Source organism: Candidatus Dormiibacterota bacterium, assembly GCA_035532035.1.
Lineage (GTDB): Bacteria > Vulcanimicrobiota > Vulcanimicrobiia > Vulcanimicrobiales > Vulcanimicrobiaceae > Tyrphobacter.
This window is the reverse complement of the sequence record DATKRS010000027.1, coordinates 1-18,630: the sequence shown is the minus strand read 5'-3', so window position 1 is coordinate 18,630 and position 18,630 is coordinate 1. Positions and strand designations below refer to the sequence as shown.

Below are 18,630 nucleotides of genomic sequence, written 5' to 3'. Positions count from 1 at the left end.
GAGAGATCCCAATCCTCGCCGCCGAGCAGCGATTCGTCGTAGCCGCCCGCCGCGAGAAAGGCGGAGCGACGAAAGAAGCGCGCCGCGCTCACGATCGGATCGCCGTGGTAGAAGTCGCGCTCGAAGCGCTTGCAGCGCGCCCAAAAACCCGCTCCGAACGAATCCTCCGGAATCGCTACCGCGTCGCCCTTTCCAATGCGCGCCAAACACGCTTCGACGACGTCGCGATCGAGCACCATGTCGGAGTCAACGATCAGCAAGTACTCGCCCGAGGACGCTGCAACGCCCGCGTTACGCTGGGCCGAGCGTTCGGGCCCCGCATCGATGACACGATCTGCGAAGGCGTGCGCGATCGCGACGGTGTCGTCGGTGGAGGCGTTGTCGACGACGACGAGTTCGATCTGCGGATACGTCTGCTCCCGAATGCTGCGTAGGCACGCGGCAAGCGTGCGCGCGGAGTTGCGCGTGGTAACGATAACGCTCGCCGCCGGCGCAATCACTGCTAGCGCGGAGCCGGAACCTTCGGAATGCCGTTTCGGCGAAGAAAGGCGAGCTTCTCGTACCCGCGCGACCACATCCGCGTCACCACGCTATCCGGCATGCACCTTTTAGCCTGCACGCTGCGGCGGCGGCGCAGCGTATCGGGAAGTTGCGTGATGATGCGCCCGAAGGTCGCGAGATACGCGTTCGCGATCGACCATCTTCCCGTGAAGAACGCCGCCGCGGCCTCGAGCAGCAGCACGGGCGAGAAGACGAGCACGTAGGCCGCCGCATTGGTGCGATTCAAGTTGGCGACCATCATGCGGAAGGTGTTCGCCTCGCGATTCGCGATCCGGTAGGTCGACGTCGTGTAGCGCTCGCCTCGGAGCCCCGGCGTGTAGAAGCTCCCGCGCACGTCGAAGCCGAGCGTCGAGGCGCCCTTGTGCTCGCAAAAGGCGTCGCGCACCGAGACGACCGTAGAGCCCGCAAGCCACGCGCGCCAACAGATATCGACGTCCTCGCCTCCGAAGAAGATTCCTTCGTCGTAACCGTGCAGCTGCGAAAAGAGCGCTGCGCGTACCATCAGCGCGCACCCTTGCACGAAGAATGCCGGGCGAAGATCGTACGCGGGAAGCTCGGCGACGCGCACCCCGGTCGTGGCATCGACCGGGAAGCCCCAGCGATCGATGGTGAGGCCCGTCGTCTGCACGATCTCCGGAGAGTGCGCGTCGAGCACGACCGGCGCGACGATGCCGATCTCCGGATGCTGTTCGACGACGCGCTGCAGCGCCGCAACCATGCCCGCACGCGCGACGGCATCGTTGTCGAAAAAGAGCAGGTATGAGGAGCTCGTAGCGAACGCGCCGGCGTTGCGCGCGAGCGAGAGCCCCACGTTCTTGCCCATTGCCATGAAGCGGGCGCGGTCGCCGAAACGCTCCTGCAGCATCTCCAGCGACCCGTCGCTCGAGCCGTTGTCGACGACGACGATCTCGTCAACCTGGCCGAGCAGGCTCTCGACGCACGCGAGATTTGCGGCACCTCCGTTGTAGTTCACGACGATCGCCGCCGTGGCGTTCTCTTTCACCCGCGCCTCACGCAGACCGCGATCGCGGCGAGGAAGAACGCGGCGTCGCCGTATAGCTCGGCCAGCCATTCAAACCCGGCGAGATGCGCGACGATGGCGAGCGCCAATACGACGAGCGCCGCGTGGGGAGACCAGCGCAACGACGCTAGGAGCGTGCGCGCCAAACGAACCATGCGGCAACTCCGAGGGCACAGAACAGACCGATGATCTCGAACGCAACTACTGCGTTGAATACGACGAACCTCCCTGCATTAGCGATCGGCCACGCATCGCGCCATCCGTCGATCGCGACGCGTGGCGCAATGCGTACGCCGTGGCCGACCTCGAGCCCGATCCACGACCAGTCGTAGCGCTGGCCCAAGACCGCGAGGCCTCCCCGCCGCACGAGCGAGCGCGTCTGCGGCACCCCGAGATCGTAGAGCGAAAGCGCGCCGAAACGTGCGGGCGTCGCGTGCAGAACGCGCGCGATCTGCGCATCCGAGAGCCAGGGTTGCGCTTTGATGAAGTCGTTACGATAGAGCACGTACCGGATGCCGATCGCGCGCAGCAGCGAGGGAGTCTGCGGCGAGCGCGCGTCGAGCGCCGCACGCACCCTGTCGGCCACAGCCTGCGACGCACGATGCTTCAAGTAGCCGCCGCCCTTGATCAGCCCCGCGTCGAGAGCGAGCAGCGGCCGTGCGATGAGATTTTGCGGCAGGCCATCGCCGCCGTAATAGTTCCAGGAGTAGCGAACGTCGTAGCCTTCGCCCAGGTTCGGCGGCAAGAGCAGCACGCCGCCGCTGCGCCCGCTGTGGTTGAGATATCCCGCCGCCTCGCTCCAATATGCCGGCACGCGCACGTACACCGAGGGCGAGTAGAATCCGTCGGGCGCGTTGACGTCGCCGTGAAAGGCGGTGCCCGTCACCAGCAAGATTCCCGAGAGCGACGCAACGACGACCGCCGCGGTTGCGACCGGCAGCCGGAGCCGGCGAAGGCGCAACGCGTCGAAGGCCGCCGCGGTGATGACGCTCGCCAAGAGAAAGGCGAGGATCGTTGCGCCGCCGGGATCGTCGAAGAAAAAGACACCCGGGATCTTCCACAGCAGTGCGCTCAGTCCAGAGAGCGGCGCGTGCGATCCCTTCGCGATGAACGTCATCACGAGAAGGCAGGCCATGCCGTAGCGGGCCGCTGCGAGCTGCCGCCCGCGCAGAACGATCAGCCCGGTAACGCCTCCGGCAAACGCCAGGAATCCCGCGGCATAGGTAAGCGGATTTGCGTCGTAGGCGGCAGCGCCGGGAAAGTACTCGGCAAACGCCCAGCCCCAGCTGAAGAGCCCGCGCAGATCGTTGAGCAGGCTTGCGCGCGCGAACGTCCACGCGTTTGCGGCCAGGCTCGTCGGATGCGGAATCACGACGCCGACGAACGAGAGCACGTCGGGAACCGCCCACCAGAGTGAAACCGCGATCATCGGCACCGCCGTGACCGCTGCCCAGACGAAGAACGCGCGCATGTCCCGCGCAAAGAAGGCGCAGAAGACCGCCAGCAGCACCGCCGCGACGAGCAGTTGAAAGACGAGCTGCGGGGTGATGCCGAGCACCGGAAATACGAGCAAGGCGAAGATCGTGAGCGCCGCGCGCATCGCCGGGCGGCGCTGCGGATCGCGCGCCGCCGTGACCACGAAGAATCCAAGCCACGGAAGCAGCGCGAGAAAGGTTTCTTGCGTTGCGTTGAGGCTCGGGACAATCGTCTGGGTGAAGGGATTGATCGTATAGATCCACGCAGCAACGGTCGCCGCAGCAACGGTGACGCCGCATCGCCGCGCGAACGAGAACGCGCCGAGCCAGCTTGCCGCGAGCAGCACGTAGATGAGCGCGATCTCGCCGAGCCCCGGGCCGAAAAGCTTGTCGAGCACCCACCAGAGCGCCATGAACGGCACGAAGGAGAACGAACCCGAAATCTGGCCGAAGTAGTTGTCGTAGTCGTTCCACGCCGGAAGCGCCTTGTGGAACCAGACGCCGGGATCGAGCTGCGGCGCCGAGTCACCTTGGGCGATGATCGCCCCGGGATGCCACCAGTGCAGCGCCACGACGGCGAGCACCGACAAGGAGAGCGCAGTCGCGCTACGGGCGAGTTTCAAGCTTTACGCGTGCAACGTCGGCGCTGTGGAAAACCCAGCTGTCGCGCTTTCGGACGAAGCCGTAGTGTCGCCCGATCGTCGCGCGCGCGATGAGATCGATCATCGCCTCGGCCGAGGCGTCCCATGAAAACTCCTTCGCTCGATCGACGGCCGCGCTCGAAAGCCTCGCGCGCAACGCATCGTCCGATAGCACCCGGACGATGGCCGGCGCAAGATCGCTTGCGTCGGGGACGAGCAGCCCCGTGACGCCGGGAAGAATTGCTTCGCGCAAACCGGGCACGCTAAAGGCGACCATGGGGGTACCGCACGCCGCCGCCTCGATGACGCCGACGCCCCATCCTTCGATCTCCGAGGCGCTGACCGCAACCCACGCGCTCTGCAACAGCTCGCGCTTGCGCTCGAAGCTCACGAAGCCTTCGAAGACGACCGCGTCCGCGACGCCCGCCTCGCGCGCGCATCGTTCCAAGCGGGCGCGGTCGTCGCCATCGCCCGCGATATGCAACGCGGCTTCGGGAACGAGCGCGCGAACGCGCCCAAACGCCTCGATGATGCGATCGACGCGCTTGTACTTCTTCAGCCGCCCGAGGTAGAGCACCATGGGATGCGCCGATTTCGCGCCCGGGCCGAGCCGGTCGTCGACGCCGTTGTGAATCACCTCGATCGCATGACGGGGGATGCCAAGCTCATCGTGCATCGCTTGACGCGTGTCTTCGGAGACGGCAACGAAAGCGTCGTTCCCGTAGAGACGCGGCATGAGCCATCGCTCCGCCCACGCGAGCGCTGCCGAGATCGGCCACCGCATGTGCTGCCGCAAGACCGTCTGGTGCACGTGGTGCACGACGCAGACTTTCGGCTTCATCGAGAAGAGCGGGCTGAAGAACGGGATGCCGTTCTCGGCGTCCACGACCACGTCGAAGCGATCGCGAAAGCGCCGCAGATACGTTAAAGGAAGGCGCACGTAGACGGAGAGCGCGTTCCCGACGCGCGTAACGCGAATCCCGTCGATCATCTCTTCTCTGGGCGCCCCGGCAAAGCCGGCGGTCAGCCACTCGACCGCGTGGCCTTGCGCGACCCAACGCCGCGCCATCTCGTGCAAATACGCCTCAGCTCCGCCGGCTTGCGGATGGCGCGGATCCCTCCAGTTCAGCAGCAGCACGTTGAAACCGTGATGCGAGCGCAGCGGCGCCGTAGGAATGAAGTAGTCGAACGCCGGCACGATCGCGCGAAAGAACGAGTGCCGGATCCGCAAGCGCAGGATCGAGGCGAGCATGCGCAGCGAGGCGGGCACGAGCCGCACGCGCGAGCCGGCGGCATCGCGCCACACGGTCGGAAGCTCGATGATCCGCATGCCGGCGTTCTTCATCGCAAAGAGCAGATCGACGTCGAAGGCGAAGTTCGACGTCTCGACGTCCGGCAGGACGTTTAAGAGCGCATCGGCGCGAAAGGCCTTCGCGCCGCACTGCGTATCGCTGACCTTCAATCCGAAGAGCAGCCGAACGATGGCGTTGAAGACGCGGCTAGCAAAACGGCGCTGCAGCGGCTGGGCGATCTCGACGACGGCTCCACGGCACCAGCGCGACGCGACGACGGCGTCGTAGCCGTCGAGCGACTCGCAGAGCCTGCGCATCTCCGCAGCAGAGGTTGCATGATCGGCATCGACGTAGGCGACGATCGGCGCTTGTGCGACGAGCATGCCGGCACGAACGGCCCCGCCCTTACCGATTGCATCTTCTATTTCGACGATCGAAACATTCGGATGCCGGCCGGCGAGCTTGCGCGCGATCTGCGGTGTGGAATCGGTGCATCCGTTGAGAACGACGATGATTTCGGAGTCTTCAAACGCGCGAGAGAAATCGCGAACCGTTCCTTCGATTCGCGTCGCCTCATTGTGCGCCGGTATGACAATGGAGAACCGCATCGCCGCCCTTCCCGTACTGCGACCGCCGTTCACCTCGGCTCCTACTTTCCCTGGTGTTGCAGCCGCACGGGGCGGCGCCTCCATTAACTCTTCCCCGACCACTCGCCCATCGGTTTCAGATCGGCCCGCGATACGCGCCACGCGCGTCACGGCGCGCATTCATCTCGACATCGAGTGCGCGCACGAGCCCGGCCGACGGATCGAACGCCGCTCCCGCGATGCGTACCTCGGCAACCGGCCGCAGCGTGGCCGTCGTCGTCAGCACGACCGCCGGCCAGCAGAAGAACGAGAAGATACGCCTGGCACGTATCCGGTGGGCGAGGGCAACACCAGCGCGGCAAACGCAATTGCGGCGACGACGGGAAAGGCGAGCTCGTATCTACGCGTCATGGGCGGGCGATCGAGGTGCAAGAGCGCGGGCTGCAGCGGCAATGGTGCGCACCGCCCGCCTCGCCGCCTGGCTTCCCCGGTTTGGGGGGCGGCGCGAGCGCTCGGAGAAACAAGCGCTTCGTTTTGAAGCTCCGCGTCGTCATCTTCAACTGGCGCGACCTCGCACACCCGAAAGCCGGCGGCGCCGAGGTCGTGACGCACGCGCTCGCCGTCGCCCTCGCGCGCCGCGGTCACCGTATTCTGTGGTTCACGAGCCGCCCGCCCGGAACTCCGCCACGCGAGGATCGCGACGGCTACGCGATCGAGCGGCGCGGAAACGAGCTAACCTGCCGCTTCTTCGCGTGGGCCTGGCTGCGCAGAAACGCCGGCTACTTCGACGTCGCGATCGATGAAGTGAATACACTACCGTTTCTCTCGCGCTTCGCAACGAATCGGCCGGTCGTGCTCTGGCTGCACCAGCTCGCGCGCGAAGTCTGGCTTGCGGAAGCGCCCCCGCTGCTCGGGCGTATCGGATATCTGCTCGAACCCGCGATGTTACGCAGCTATCGCCGCGGCCCGATCGTGACGGTCTCGCCGTCGAGCGCGGCATCATTCGTCTCTGTGGGTCTCGGCGCAGATGCAGCCGTCGTGGGCGAGCCGCTCGCACCAGCAGAGGATGCCGTGGCGTCGCCGCGCGTGGGGCGCATCGGATATGCGGGCCGTATAACCCCCTCCAAGCGCATCGATCACATTCTGCGCGCGCTCGCGCTCGTACGCGCGCAACTCCCGGACGCCGAGCTCGTCGTCGTCGGCAGGGGATCCACGCGCGAGCTGCGGCAACTGCAGGCGCTTGCACGGCGGCTCGGCGTAGGCGCAGCCGTCACCTTCGCGGGACGCCTTTCGGACGACGCGCGCGATGCGGTGCTGCGTACCTGCGACGTCGTTGCGATGACGTCGCTGCGCGAAGGTTGGGGGCTCGTCGTTTCGGAAGCCGCGCGCTTTCGCGTGCCAAGCGTCGTCTATCCGGTTGCCGGCCTCGTCGATTCGGTGCAAAACGACCGCACCGGCATCGTAGTGGACGAATCGACGCCCGAGGCGCTCGCAGCCAGCATCGTGCGCGTCGTACGAAACCGAGCGCTACGCAAGCGCCTGGGCGATGGCGCGGCACAATACCTTGACGCGTTCTCCGAAACCCGCTTCGTCGACGCTTTTGAAGACGTGCTGCTTACCGCCGTCCGGGCGGCGCAGCAGACGAGAGCGTGACGGAGTACGCTCTCATCGATCCCTTCGAGTACATCGTCATGGCCGTGACGGGAAATGAGCCGCGAGTGAGGCTCAGCGACGTATCCCGCAGCGGCTGCGCGTCGACGGCGCCGCCGTCGAAGGCTGCGCTCAGCAGATTCGAACTCGCGCCGCGAACCGCGATCGTCAAGGTGAGCGCGTGAAACCGCGCGTCGTTCGCGTGGTGCCCAATCCGGCCGAGGACGCTGCGCGCTCCTCGCACCCAGCGCTCCAGGTAGACGTCGCCGTTGCCGTCGTAAGCGACACCGTACCCGTCGGTATAGACGCTGCCCAAAACGAGTACCGACCGTCCTGCGGCCGCCGCCTTCGCGATGCGTACGCGCAGCGTCACCGTCGCGCCGGTCGGGAGCGCGCCTTCCACCGCGAACGTCTTCGACGCGGAAAAGGGCTGCTCGGCAGTAGCGACGGCGTGGCTGCAGGCCGGCATGACGAGCGACAATGCTAGGGAATTGACGATCGGTACAAGGCGAGCGCGCCGCATCGATGCTCTCCAGCTAAGCAAGAAGCCTTCCCCCAAGACGCTAGCAATCTACCGCATGCTTTCCCGTGCATCGCAGCGGCTTCCTCCGAACGGTCAAGATCGCGGGGAAGGCCTCGCCGACACCAGCGTGACGGAGTAATCTTGCATCGAGCCATCCTGACCGGCGGTGAAGACGCTTGCCGGAAACGGGCCGGCGACGAGGTTCAGCGACGTGTCCCGCAGCGGCTGCGCGTCGACGGCGTCGCCGTCGAAGGCTGCGCTCAGCAGATTCGAGCCCACACCGCGAACCACAAGCGTCAAGACGAACGTGTGAAACCCTGTGCCGTTCCGATGATGCACGATACTGCCGAGGACGCTGCGCGCGCCGCCTACCCACCGCTCGAGATAGACGTCGCCGTTGCCGTCGTAAGTAACGCCATAGCCGTTCGTGTAGACGCTCCCGAACACGAGCGCGGTGCTGCCCGCGATCGCTCCTTTGGCGATGCGAGCTCGTATCGTCACCGTTGCGCCCGGCAACAGCGCGTACTCCTGCGAGCTACTCGCACCGTCTACGCCCGCAAGCGAGCCGTCGGCCCGGACAGATGCGCCGGGAAACGCCGTCTCCGCTTCGAGATCGCGCAAGCGGCGCGCGTAGATCGTGTCGCCGTCTGCAACGAAGAGCGTGCGGCCCACGACGACCGGAGGGCTCGCGGAGAAACCCACGGGAAAGCGCAGGCGGGATTCGACGTCTCCGTCGAAGGCGCGTACGACGTAGAAGTAGCCCGCCACGTCGCCGAAATAGACGTTGCCGTCGTAGACGACGGGGCTCATGCGCACCGGCGCGCGCGTGCGCACCGTCCAGAGCACGCGTCCGGTCTTCGCGTCGAACGCGGCGAGTTGCTCGCTGAAGCTCAGCGAATCGTAGAAGACGCCGCCCGCATACGTGCCAGCGATTGCAAGCTCGAGCGTGCCGCCGGGAATGTACGGTCCGACGGCGGGGTCGTCGTACTCCCACACCTTCGCGCCGTTTGCGGCGTCGAGTGCGTAGACGCGGCTTTGCAGCGGCGTGCCGTCGGAGATCGTCATCCCGTGCCGGAGCTGGCTTTGCGTGCGAATCGGGACGAACATACTCTCGACGAAGATCCTTCCATCGGCCGCAACGGGCGAAGAGTCGCCCCATCCGTGCGGGCTGGTCCACGCGATTCTACCGTCGGTGGCGCGGACGGCCCACGTCCACGATTCTTCGTCGAGAAGATTCCATTGCGCCTTGCGGTAGATGCGTAGGCCCGCCTGCGGAGAGACCGCGGAGGCGCCCACGACGAGGCCGCCAGTGGCCACAAGCGAGCTCATAGAATCGAAGCCGGGGTAGGCGGTTCGCCATAGAAGCGACCCGTCGTGAAGACTCAGCGCGCGCACGACGCCGTCGCCGGCGGCAAAGAGCAACGCCGGGCGGCCGCCGACGGAAGCGATCACGCCGGTCGGCATCGCTTGGCCGCGCACGGCGCGGCGCCAAACGAGCGCGCCGCTCCTCGCGTCGAACGCGTAGACCACGTCGCCGCCCGGAACGCCCATGAGCGCGCCTTGCGGCGTGTCGTAAAGCCAGCGATTGTTTCCGGTGCCGACGATAACGAGGCCATTCGAGACGAGCGGTGCGTTCATCGCGATGTTCGCAAGCCGCATGCTTTGCCATCGTACCCGGCCCGTGCGTGCGTCGAGCGCGTAGAGATGCCGGTCGAAGGACTCGACGTACAACGTGTCGCCGACGATCGAGAGCGCCCCGTTGACGCGCCCCCCGAGACGGCGGCTCCACGCGACGTCCCACGCCGGCGCGGCAAAGACCGCGTTGTTGTCGGCGCGATACTGATACATCGTCCACGCGTGCTGCGGAACGATCGACGCGCATGCCGTAAGACAGAGCGCGAGGGTCGAGGCCGCTTTCATCTGCCGTAGAGTCGATCGTGCGGTATCCAGCGCCCGAGCGCGACGCCGAGAACGGTCCCCGACAACTCGACGGCCTTCAATATCACGAGCCCGACGCCGAGCACCGGATGGCGCAGCATCTTGCCGGCGCCTCGCACGAGAGCGCCGCGCGCGGGGTTGAGCCGCCGCATCGCGCCGGCTCCGTGCTTGCGCACGAAGCGAGGCCAGCTCTGACCGTAGTAGAGCTGTTTGACGAAACGCTCGCGCAGACTAACTCGCCCTTCATCGTTCTGCATGAGGGCATCTGCGAATACGAGCTGCCGCCCGCGCAGGACGCGCATCGAAGCGTCCCAGTCGTCCCCGCCGAGCAGCGTTTCGTCGTACCCGCCCGCGTCCAGAAGCGCGGCACGCCGGAAGAACCGTGCGGCGCTGACCACGCGGTCGCCATGGTACAGCGTGCTCTCGAAGGCTTTGCAGCGCGACCAAAATCCCGACCCGCAGGCAATCCGGTCGATGGCTACCGCATCGCCCGAACCGCACCGCGCGATGCACGAGGCGACGACGTCGGGCGAGAGCGTCATGTCGGCGTCGCCGACGAGGACGAACTCGCCGCGCGCCGCCGCGATGCCGGCGTTACGCTGGGCGCAGCGCTCGCGCCCGGCCTGAAGCACGAGATCGGCGTGCCGTCGCGCGATCATGACCGTGTCGTCGGAGGATGCGTTGTCGACCACGACGAGTTCGACCGCGGGGTAGGTCTGCGCGCTCACACTGCGCAAGCACGCGTCGAGCGTTCGCGCAGAGTTGCGCGTCGGGATGACGACGCTCACCAGCGGAGCAGCGCTCACGGGCGCAGCCACCATGCGCCGAGCGCAAAGATCGCGAGCGCGGGAAGCTCGGCGAGCGCGCCCAACTCCGAAACTGCGGTCGGCACGAAGAGGAGCAGCCCGGTTCCATTTTTGCCGAGCCGCCACCCGTTGAACTCGCCCACGATGCGAACGTGCTCGGAGGCCGGAACGAAACCTTCCCGAAATCGCAGGTAATCCGCGAGCGGGTCGCCGCTCGGGCGTGCGCCCGGCGGCAGCAGTGCGAGATGCCACGACGGATCGAACGCTTGGTTCTGCTCGAGCAGCCGCCCCGCAAAGGCCGGGCCGACGGCCTCCGACGCGTTGAGCTGAACGAACGCCTTCGGATCGGCGAGCGCGGGATATGCGGCGACGCTGCGCGGCCGCGCACCGCGAACGAGGTAGAGCGCGTCGGACCCAAACGTCGCGCTGCGGCGAAGCCACGGCACGCTGCCCAAGAGCCGCTGCGATGTGGCCCGATCCAGATCGTACAGCCACGGCCGGTTCAGCGCGTCCTCCGGGTCGTCGACGAGCGCGACGTACTGCACGCCGATGCTCGCCAGCACGCGATGGATCTCCTCCGAACGCACGAATCGGTAGAGCAGCTTCGGGATCGTGTCACGATGATGGTACAGCAGCTCGGTCATCCCGAGGGGCGGCGTCGCAAGGGCCATCTGGCCCGCGGAGACGATCGGATGGCGCACCGACGGGTCGACACCAGGAAAGTACGACGGAAAGAGCGCGACTGTTCCGTCTCCCGACGCCGTGTCAATGAATCGCTGAAGCGCCACGTCCTGCGGCCGCAGACGCGTCGCGGCGAAGTTCGATTGGCGCGTCGGATCGAACGCGTCGCGCATCAGCAGCGCAACGAAGATCACCCCGGCGACGGCGACGACAGGCTGCAGCCGCAGGTGCCGAAGACGTGCAAACGCGGTCGCACGGTCGAGCGCGAGCGCGACGCCGAACGACGCCCCGAAAACCGCGATCGAGTAGAGCTTTTCGACGCCGCGGAACAGGTCGAAACCCGGCAGATGCAGATAGAGGAACGCGCTGACGAACCCGAGCGGCGATTTCGGCCCCGACAGCACGACGACATCCGCGACCCAGAGCGCCGCGAACGCCACCGCGAGGTCGCGCCGCCGCGCGACGTAGAAGCCCGCCACAGCGAGTGCCGGCAAGAGAAAGAACGGCAGCTCCACGGGCTCGGCCGCGAAGGCCGGCACGACAAGATTGTGATGGTAGTACGGATAGAAGAGCGCGAGCGCGTGCCCGATCGAGAGCTTTCCGGAGAGCTTCAGAAACGACGAGAAGGCCGTGTCGACCGCCGCCGAGAGCGGAGAGAGAATGAGCGACAGCCACCAATAGAGCGTGAGCAGCAGCGCGAGTCCGGCTGCTACGGCGACCCGCAATGCGATCGCGCGCGTTGCGTAGCGCCGTCGTCGGCGGGCGACGAGCGCCCCGTAGACGACCGCACATGCCAAGATGGTGAGATACGCGTAGCGCACCTCGTACACGGCTTGCACGGCGATGAGAAGCGCGAGCGTAGTCGCCGCGAATGCACGTCTTTCCCGCACGACTACGAGGAAGCGGTCCAGAACGAACGGCATGAGCGCGTACGCAATCAGCGCAGGAATGTGACCGCGTTCGATCGAGCCGACTGTCCAGGTGTTGAGTGCAAAAAGGGCGGTAGCGACGCTCGCGGCCGCCGGCGACACCGCGCGCCTGCGCAGGAACCAGTACGGCGCGATAATCGCGAGCGCGCAGTACGGCCACAGCCAAAAGAGCCGTTCGAGTACCGTCCACGGGATGCCGGCGCGGAGCAACGCCCCCGTCACTGCCCAGACCGGGAACGACGGCCACCACGGCTGCATGTTTTGGCCGAAGTCGCGCAGCGGCTCGATCGACGGGGGCCAAAAGCCGGAATGCAGGATCGTCGTTTGCGTCAAGAATGGAGGCGCGAGGAAATCCTCGCCCGCGATTAAGCCCGGCGCGAACCACGCGTGCAGAACCGCGACGAGCAGCACGGCGGGAAGCGCGAGGGGCCAGTTACGCCGAAGCTTTGCCTTCACGCAACGATTGTAGCGCAACTGCGGCGACCGCGGCGAGCGCGATGGCGGCGTTCCCCACGACCATGACGCGCACAACCTCGAGGAGCGAGGCGTGGAAGATGCCGATCGCGCCGAGGGTCAAGCAGGCTCCCGCAACCGTCGGCAGGGCGAACGCCACGCGGCGCGTCGCGATCCCATACGACGCCACCAGGTTCGTGAGCGCGAGGAGCGCCATCGCGACGGCGTACCACGTCAAGAGCCCCGACGCGCCGTCGAACGCACCGCCGAGCAGCAGGTGCAGCAAGGGAGTCGCTGCCATTGCGATCACGCCCAGGCTCACGGCGGTCAGCACGGCGAAGACCCCGAGCGCGCCCCGGAGCGCTCCGGCGCTCGCCTCGCCGCGCGAGTAGCGCACGGTCGCCGCCGGCAGCAACACGACCGGAACGAAGCCGACGAGGTACAGCACGATCTTTCCGACCAGTGCCGCCGCCGCGTAGATCCCCGTCTGCTGCGCGTTGAAATAGTGCGTCACGAGCACGACGTCTGCATATCCCATAAGCGAGAACACGATCACCATAGCTGCCGCGCCTCCGCCGGAAGCGAGCATAGCCGCGCGGTCGTATCCCTCGCTTGAAACGGGTCCGCGCATTGCCAGCGTCACAGGAACGAGCGCGACGAGTGCCCCGCACGCGGCGCCGACCAAAAACCCCAAGACGCCGCCCACGAGGCCCATGCCCGCCGTCGCAAAGGCGACGATCGCCGCCACTTTTGCGATTCCCTCGCCGCTCGCAGAGAGGGCGTAGATGCCGAATCGGTGCGCGCCCTGCGCGAGCGCGCGAAACGCGGCGCTCGCGACGACGACCGCGGCGATCGGGCCGCAGAGCCACACAACCATGACCGGCAAGTGGAGTTTGGCGGCGAGAAGCGGGCCCAGCAGCGCAAAAGCGGCGACGTACAAGGCGGCGGCGATCGCAACGAGGCGCGACAGGTCGCGGGCGAGGCGATTCGTGCGCCGGACATCTCGTGCGTAGTACTCGGCTGCAAGCCGCGAAACGGCGGGCGCGGCGAGCGCGGACGGCAACGCGGCAATCGTCGCGAGGGACATGGCGGCGTACAGCATGCCGTATTCGTGCGGCCCGAGCCACCGGCCGGCGACCGCGTGAAACGCGAAGCCACCGAGGTTGAGAACCGTCGACCCCGCGAAGACCAGCGCGCCGCAGGTGAGAAGCGAAGGGAATCTGCCGGCAACGGGCCGCGCTGCCGCCCCCGCGGCGGCGACGTCCACGTTAAATCCGCACCTTCACGCGCTGAACCGGCGCGACGCGCTGGCAGAGGGCGCTGCCGAGGTCCTCGCGATCGTAATAGTGCAGTACCCGCATACGGTAGAATATGGCCAAGGTGTCGAGCAGTACGTTCCACACGGTCCGCAGGTTCAAACGGCCGAGCCCCCGCCGGAACTCCAGCACGACCGGCGCGTCGGCGATGCGGTAGCCGCGCCGGAGCGCGACCGCGAGAAGCTCGACATCAAAGGCGAAGCGCTTCACGCACACGCGCGGAAAGATGTCGTCGAGCAGGGCCGTTTTGAAGAGCTTGAGGCCCGTCTGCGTGTCGCGCACCGGCAGCCCGAACAGTATCCGCGTCAGTGCGAAATAGAGCTTGCTGTAGAGGCGCCGAACTCGCGGATACGTCACGCGCGAGCCGGGATGCCATTTCGACCCGATCACGGCGTCCGCGTCCAGCAATCGCATCGTTTGGAAGAGTACCGGAAGCTGTCGCGGGTGGAGGTCCATGTCGGCGTCGAGGAACACGACGAGCTCGCCCGCCGCCGCAGCGCTGCCGACCCGCAACGCATTGCCTTTGCCGCTATTTGCATCGCACCGCATAACGCGAACGCGTTCCGGGTCCTCGCGAAGCACGCGTTTGGCTTCACTGTACGTGTCGTCGCTGCTGCCGTCGTCGACGATGATCAACTCGAAGTCGATGCCAAAATCGTTCAGGACGCCGATGGTTTCCCGCATGTTTGCCGCGATGTGACACGACTCGTTGAAGGCAGGCACCACGACGGAGACCCTGCCTGCCGAGCCGTTCTCCACCGCGACCGAACGACCGTACACCCGTGACCTCACGGACTCACCCCTTCTGCCGAGCAAGGGAGGCTCTCGGTCCCTTGCACCGTTAAACGCAACCGTACCCACGGGTCTAGCGACGTATGCTTACAGTGCGATTAGAATACGCTCTTCCCCTGAGCAACGTCTGCCCAACGTCCATCTGGTATGATGAGAGCCGCTGCCCTAAGAAATCAAGGCTCGCAGGTGCCTGCTCGTTCGCAATTCCTTCGCAAGCGGCGCCCATAGTCGGCTCGCATGCTCCCCTGCAAGAGGAACCAGGCCGCCTAGCCGGTAGAGGCTAGCCGGCAGATGCTCACCCTGGATGGCGCTAAGATCGCTCGCCTCCGCCTTAGCCGGGGGCTCACGTCGCAAAAGGCGCTGGCGGAGAGGACGCGCGAGGTCGATCCGCTGGGCACCGGCGTCGCGATGCGCCTGGTCTGGGACGCGGAGAACGGCAAGTCCGTCAGCCCGAGAACGCACTACCTCATAGCCAAAGCCCTGGACGTGCCGCCTGCAACGCTGGTGCTGAGCACCCACGTGCGGCGCGCGTTGGCGTTGCTGCATTCAGGCAGCGCGACAATCTACGGCCTCGCACTCGCGGCCGCCGTCGTCGCCGCAATGGCAGTCTGGAGCACCCAGGGTTATCGGGGCCCCGCCGTCTTCCCGGTGCGCGCGGGGCGTGACCGGCCGCCCGTGACGATCGAGCGCGTGCGATTCACCGGCCGCCCCGGCGCCTACACGATCGCGATTCGCGGCTCCGGCTTCGGCGCGAGCCCGTTCGCGCGTCCTTTCTCCGGCACCGCGCCGTACTTTCGCATCTTCGACGACACGGTGCACTTCGAAGCCGGCTACTCGGCCGATAGCGTGCATTTGGACTATCTGCATTGGGACAACGGGCGAATCCTCATCGCAGGCCTGCCGGCGCTGCAGGGGGACGGCGTCGTTCTCAACGTCTGGAATCCCGTAACGCACGTCGGCGCCGCGTGGGGCGGAAACACGACGCCCGTGCCGCCGGATGTGCCGAGGATTACCTCCGCGTTCGTGTCGCCGCATAAGATCGAGATCGTCGGCTCGGGCTTCGGCACGTCGCCGAGGCCAGTGCCGTTCGCGAGCAATCAAGACTACGTCGTCGTGTGCGACGGTGCGTACCATCCGTGGGGCAACGGGCGCGCCATACCGTTTATGGTTGGCAACAAGTTTTCGGATACCGAGCTCGCGTTCGTGCAGTGGTCCGATTCTCGCATCGTCATCCGTGGTTTTGCCGGGGCACCGCTCGCGAGCGGAATGTCGATCGAGCCCGGCGATCCCGTCACGCTCGAAGTCTGGAATCCCGCGATCCGTAGCGAGATTCGGCGCACGGCGTGGGGCGGCACCGCGCTCGCGAACGTCCCGTAGGCTGCTCCTCGCCCTCCCCCGAATACGGGCCGCGATGACCACCGCCGCCTCTTCCCCGACGCGCTTTTCGCGGCGGACCGCTCGCCTGCGAGCGTCGACGATTCGCGAGATGCTCAAGGTGACCCAGCAGCCCGACGTCATCTCGTTCGGCGGAGGGCTGCCCGCGCCCGAACTCTTTCCGCGCGACGAGATCGCGCTCGCCACGCGCGAGGTGATGGAACGCTACGGCGCGGCGGCGCTGCAGTACAGCGTCACCGAAGGGATCCCGGAGATGCGCGCGTGGGTAGCGCGCAGGCTCTCGCCGCGCTTCGGGCGCGACGTCGCGCCCGAAGAGGCGCTCATCGTCAACGGCTCGCAGCAGGGGCTCGATCTCATCGCGAAGATCCTCATCGATCCCGGCGATCACGTCGTGCTCGAGAACCCGTCGTATCTCGGCGCAATCCAAGCGTTCGACGCATACGAAGCGCGCTACCTTACGGCCGACACGGACGAAGACGGCATGCTGCCGGCGTCGCTCGAGCGCGTCCTCGAATGCGCAGATCCGTTTCCGAAGTTTCTCTACCTGATCCCGAACTTTCAAAATCCCACCGGCCGGACGCTCGCCGCGGAGCGGCGCGAGCAGATCGTACGCATCTGCGAGCGTTTCGGGCTGCCGATCGTCGAGGACGACCCCTACGGGGAGCTGCGCTTCGAAGGCGATCCGCTGCCGCCGCTGTCGTCGTTTGCAACGAGCGGCACCGTGCTCTATCTCGGAACCGGCAGCAAGATCGTTGCACCGGGCATGCGCGTCGCGTGGCTCGTCGTGCCCGACGAAGAGATGCGCGAAAAGATCGTCCTCGCAAAGCAAGGCGCCGACCTGCACAGCGGCACGCTCGCGCAGTACGTCTTTCACACCTTCGTCACGAGCGCGGCCTTCGAAGATCACGTGCGCGCGATCGTAGCCACGTATCGCACGCGGCGCGACGTCATGTACGACGCGCTGCGCGAGTTTGCGCCGCGGTCGGTCACGTTCAACCACCCGCAGGGCGGCATGTTTCTGTGGGCGCGCGTCGCCGGTATGGATACGACGCAGCTCCTGCGCGTCTGCGCAAGCGAGCGCGTCGTCTTCGTCCCCGGTGAGAGCTTCTACCCGGCGCGCGACGTGCGCGACGGCATGCGGCTCAACTTCTCGAACTCCTCGGAGGAGAAGCTGCGGATCGGCGTTCGAAGGCTCGCGAAGGCCATTGCAGAAACCTCCCCGCATGGCTAACCGCATCGTCATTGGAGTCCTCGCAACGTGCGACCCTTCGCAGGTGGAACGCGCCGTCGCGGCCAGCGGACTCGACGCAGCTCACGTGCGCGTGCTTACCTCGCAAGAGCCCACCGCCGAGCACCGCAACTCGCCCGTCAACTTCGTTCACGTCGCCAAGGCGATGGCTCACGACAGCCTCGCCGACGACATGACGCGCGGCACCGGCGTCCTCTCCGATTTTGGAGGCGCCTCGGTCCCCGGCCTCAACGCAGCGGGCCCTACGTTCGACGCGTTCAGCCACCCGGAGGTTCTGGACCATCTCGAGGGCGTCGAGATGCCACGCGGCGATGCCGAGTTCTACAACGAGGCGATCGACGACGGGCGCTGCGTGCTGATCTGCACGTGCGACGACCCCTCGTCCTGCGATGGCGTCACGCAAGCCGTACAGAAAGCCGGCCTCAGCTCCATCAGAAGCTTCTAAAGCCCTTCGCCCCGCGCCGCAGCCGAGAGTTTGGCGTCAAACGAGAGCAACGCCAAGCTCGGAATTTCTGCTTGCAACGTCTTTGCGGTAGCGAGATGCCACAGGTCGGCTCCGCGCAGCGGCCACCTGCGCGCTAGATCTGCGACGATGATGCGCGTCGGCGACGCGTTCAGATATCGCCAGGGTCCCGAGCTCAACGCCTCGCGAGCAGCGTCGGTCAGCACTGACGCAAGCGCACGCTCGCGCTCCATACGGGCGATAACCGCATGCACTTCGCTCCACGCAAGCGACGAAAGGACGTGCACCGCGCGAGGGTCGGCTGCCCTTGTCATCGCCTCGTCGCTGTGCGCGTCGCGAAACAGGGCCGAGAGGATCGCCGATGAGTCCCAGTAGAGCGCGGACTCGACCGTCGTCACATGGCCGATCGGTCTTCTTGAAGCCATCTTTGCGCGAGGCCGGGCTCGACCGGTAGCGGCGGCGGCAGCGGACGCACGGAACGCGCGAGCGCCTCCAAGGCACCGCTCTCTTCGAGACGCCCAATACGTTCGCCGAGCGTCTCCCGGTTCTCGCGTACGGGCAGGAGCTTTGCAACGGGGACGCCGCGGTCGGTGATGATCCACTCGCGTCCCCGTCGCACGTCTCGCAGGAGCTTGCTTAATCGCTCCTTCGCATCCCGCACACCGATTCTGTTCATACAGAGACCTCAGTAGTCACATCGCTAAAGTAACCACATGATCTCATCCCTGTCAACCAGGCAGACCGGTCACAAGGGCGGCTAATCGTGAACGCGGGCGACCTTGGATATCTCGCTGCCGTCCCAGTAGAACAACCAGCGATCGCGCCTTGCCGCCGTTCGTATCGCATCGGGCCAGAAGA

General features: G+C 66.4%; 18 protein-coding genes. 4 read left to right on the top strand and 14 right to left on the bottom strand.

What is annotated here, in order from left to right; all coding sequences use genetic code 11:
- The 6 genes from VMV82_08475 to VMV82_08450 form a co-directional block, all read right to left on the bottom strand.
- Positions 1–500 (bottom strand): glycosyltransferase (locus VMV82_08475; protein HUY41585.1); only part of this gene is annotated, 500 nt, incomplete at its 3' end.
- Between the two features lie 2 nt (positions 501–502).
- A complete protein-coding gene (locus VMV82_08470; protein ID HUY41584.1) occupies positions 503–1,564 on the bottom strand; it encodes a glycosyltransferase family 2 protein in 1,062 nt (353 codons plus the stop codon).
- Positions 1,561–1,728 (bottom strand): hypothetical protein, encoded by a 168-nt coding sequence (locus tag VMV82_08465; protein ID HUY41583.1) that lies wholly within the window; start codon positions 1,726–1,728, stop codon positions 1,561–1,563. Before VMV82_08465 ends, VMV82_08470 begins: the two co-directional genes overlap by 4 nt.
- A complete protein-coding gene (locus tag VMV82_08460; protein HUY41582.1) occupies positions 1,710–3,680 on the bottom strand; it encodes an alpha-(1->3)-arabinofuranosyltransferase family protein in 1,971 nt (656 codons plus the stop codon). Before VMV82_08460 ends, VMV82_08465 begins: the two co-directional genes overlap by 19 nt.
- The gene (locus tag VMV82_08455; GenBank protein ID HUY41581.1) at positions 3,664–5,598 is read right to left on the bottom strand and encodes a glycosyltransferase; all 1,935 of its coding nucleotides are present in this window, start codon (positions 5,596–5,598) and stop codon (positions 3,664–3,666) included. The genes VMV82_08460 and VMV82_08455 overlap by 17 nt, the downstream gene beginning before the upstream one ends.
- A gap of 115 nt (positions 5,599–5,713) precedes the next feature.
- Positions 5,714–5,863: a hypothetical protein gene (locus VMV82_08450; protein ID HUY41580.1), complete on the bottom strand. Its 150-nt coding sequence runs from the start codon at positions 5,861–5,863 to the stop codon at positions 5,714–5,716.
- 248 nt (positions 5,864–6,111) lie between these two features.
- On the opposite strand from VMV82_08450, the gene VMV82_08445 reads away from it, so the two are divergent.
- The gene (locus tag VMV82_08445) at positions 6,112–7,230 is read left to right on the top strand and encodes a glycosyltransferase family 4 protein (GenBank protein ID HUY41579.1); all 1,119 of its coding nucleotides are present in this window, start codon (positions 6,112–6,114) and stop codon (positions 7,228–7,230) included.
- Here the strand turns inward: VMV82_08445 and VMV82_08440 are convergent.
- The 6 genes from VMV82_08440 to VMV82_08415 form a co-directional block, all read right to left on the bottom strand.
- Positions 7,193–7,630 carry a hypothetical protein gene (locus tag VMV82_08440; protein HUY41578.1) on the bottom strand — a complete coding sequence of 146 codons (438 nt, stop codon included), beginning with the start codon at positions 7,628–7,630 and terminating at the stop codon, positions 7,193–7,195. The two genes, VMV82_08445 and VMV82_08440, sit on opposite strands and share 38 nt — an antisense overlap.
- A gap of 213 nt (positions 7,631–7,843) precedes the next feature.
- A complete protein-coding gene (locus tag VMV82_08435; GenBank protein HUY41577.1) occupies positions 7,844–9,670 on the bottom strand; it encodes a PQQ-binding-like beta-propeller repeat protein in 1,827 nt (608 codons plus the stop codon).
- Positions 9,667–10,494: a glycosyltransferase family A protein gene (locus VMV82_08430; protein ID HUY41576.1), complete on the bottom strand. Its 828-nt coding sequence runs from the start codon at positions 10,492–10,494 to the stop codon at positions 9,667–9,669. The genes VMV82_08435 and VMV82_08430 overlap by 4 nt, the downstream gene beginning before the upstream one ends.
- On the bottom strand, positions 10,491–12,560 hold the full coding sequence (locus VMV82_08425) for a hypothetical protein (GenBank protein ID HUY41575.1): 2,070 nt from the start codon (positions 12,558–12,560) through the stop codon (positions 10,491–10,493). Before VMV82_08425 ends, VMV82_08430 begins: the two co-directional genes overlap by 4 nt.
- Positions 12,538–13,824 carry a hypothetical protein gene (locus VMV82_08420; GenBank protein HUY41574.1) on the bottom strand — a complete coding sequence of 429 codons (1,287 nt, stop codon included), beginning with the start codon at positions 13,822–13,824 and terminating at the stop codon, positions 12,538–12,540. Before VMV82_08420 ends, VMV82_08425 begins: the two co-directional genes overlap by 23 nt.
- A 1-nt stretch (position 13,825) precedes the next feature.
- Positions 13,826–14,665: a glycosyltransferase gene (locus VMV82_08415; GenBank protein ID HUY41573.1), complete on the bottom strand. Its 840-nt coding sequence runs from the start codon at positions 14,663–14,665 to the stop codon at positions 13,826–13,828.
- Between the two features lie 291 nt (positions 14,666–14,956).
- Here VMV82_08415 and VMV82_08410 point away from each other — a divergent pair, with 291 nt between their 5' ends.
- Genes VMV82_08410 through VMV82_08400 form a run of 3 tightly spaced genes read left to right on the top strand, consistent with a single transcriptional unit; the run spans position 14,957 to position 17,754 of the window.
- The gene (locus VMV82_08410) at positions 14,957–16,042 is read left to right on the top strand and encodes a helix-turn-helix transcriptional regulator (protein HUY41572.1); all 1,086 of its coding nucleotides are present in this window, start codon (positions 14,957–14,959) and stop codon (positions 16,040–16,042) included.
- 34 nt (positions 16,043–16,076) lie between these two features.
- Positions 16,077–17,291, top strand: a complete 1,215-nt coding sequence (locus VMV82_08405; GenBank protein HUY41571.1) for a PLP-dependent aminotransferase family protein — start codon at positions 16,077–16,079, stop codon at positions 17,289–17,291.
- Positions 17,284–17,754 (top strand): hypothetical protein, encoded by a 471-nt coding sequence (locus tag VMV82_08400; GenBank protein HUY41570.1) that lies wholly within the window; start codon positions 17,284–17,286, stop codon positions 17,752–17,754. The genes VMV82_08405 and VMV82_08400 overlap by 8 nt, the downstream gene beginning before the upstream one ends.
- Here the strand turns inward: VMV82_08400 and VMV82_08395 are convergent.
- Together VMV82_08395 and VMV82_08390 are read right to left on the bottom strand one after the other, a co-directional pair.
- Positions 17,751–18,170 carry a type II toxin-antitoxin system VapC family toxin gene (locus tag VMV82_08395; protein HUY41569.1) on the bottom strand — a complete coding sequence of 140 codons (420 nt, stop codon included), beginning with the start codon at positions 18,168–18,170 and terminating at the stop codon, positions 17,751–17,753. The genes VMV82_08400 and VMV82_08395 overlap by 4 nt on opposite strands.
- Positions 18,167–18,448 carry a type II toxin-antitoxin system prevent-host-death family antitoxin gene (locus tag VMV82_08390; GenBank protein ID HUY41568.1) on the bottom strand — a complete coding sequence of 94 codons (282 nt, stop codon included), beginning with the start codon at positions 18,446–18,448 and terminating at the stop codon, positions 18,167–18,169. The genes VMV82_08395 and VMV82_08390 overlap by 4 nt, the downstream gene beginning before the upstream one ends.
- Positions 18,449–18,630: the final 182 nt, after the last annotated feature.

What these genes read in the sequence shown, in the direction of transcription:
- VMV82_08405 (HUY41571.1), top strand. Translation starts at nt 16,077, where the DNA reads ATGACCACCGCCGCCTCTTCCCCGACGCGCTTTTCGCGGCGGACCGCT.
- VMV82_08435 (HUY41577.1), bottom strand. Translation starts at nt 9,670, where the DNA reads ATGAAAGCGGCCTCGACCCTCGCGCTCTGTCTTACGGCATGCGCGTCG.
- VMV82_08455 (HUY41581.1), bottom strand. Translation starts at nt 5,598, where the DNA reads ATGCGGTTCTCCATTGTCATACCGGCGCACAATGAGGCGACGCGAATC.
- VMV82_08400 (HUY41570.1), top strand. Translation starts at nt 17,284, where the DNA reads ATGGCTAACCGCATCGTCATTGGAGTCCTCGCAACGTGCGACCCTTCG.
- VMV82_08390 (HUY41568.1), bottom strand. Translation starts at nt 18,448, where the DNA reads ATGAACAGAATCGGTGTGCGGGATGCGAAGGAGCGATTAAGCAAGCTC.
- VMV82_08410 (HUY41572.1), top strand. Translation starts at nt 14,957, where the DNA reads ATGCTCACCCTGGATGGCGCTAAGATCGCTCGCCTCCGCCTTAGCCGG.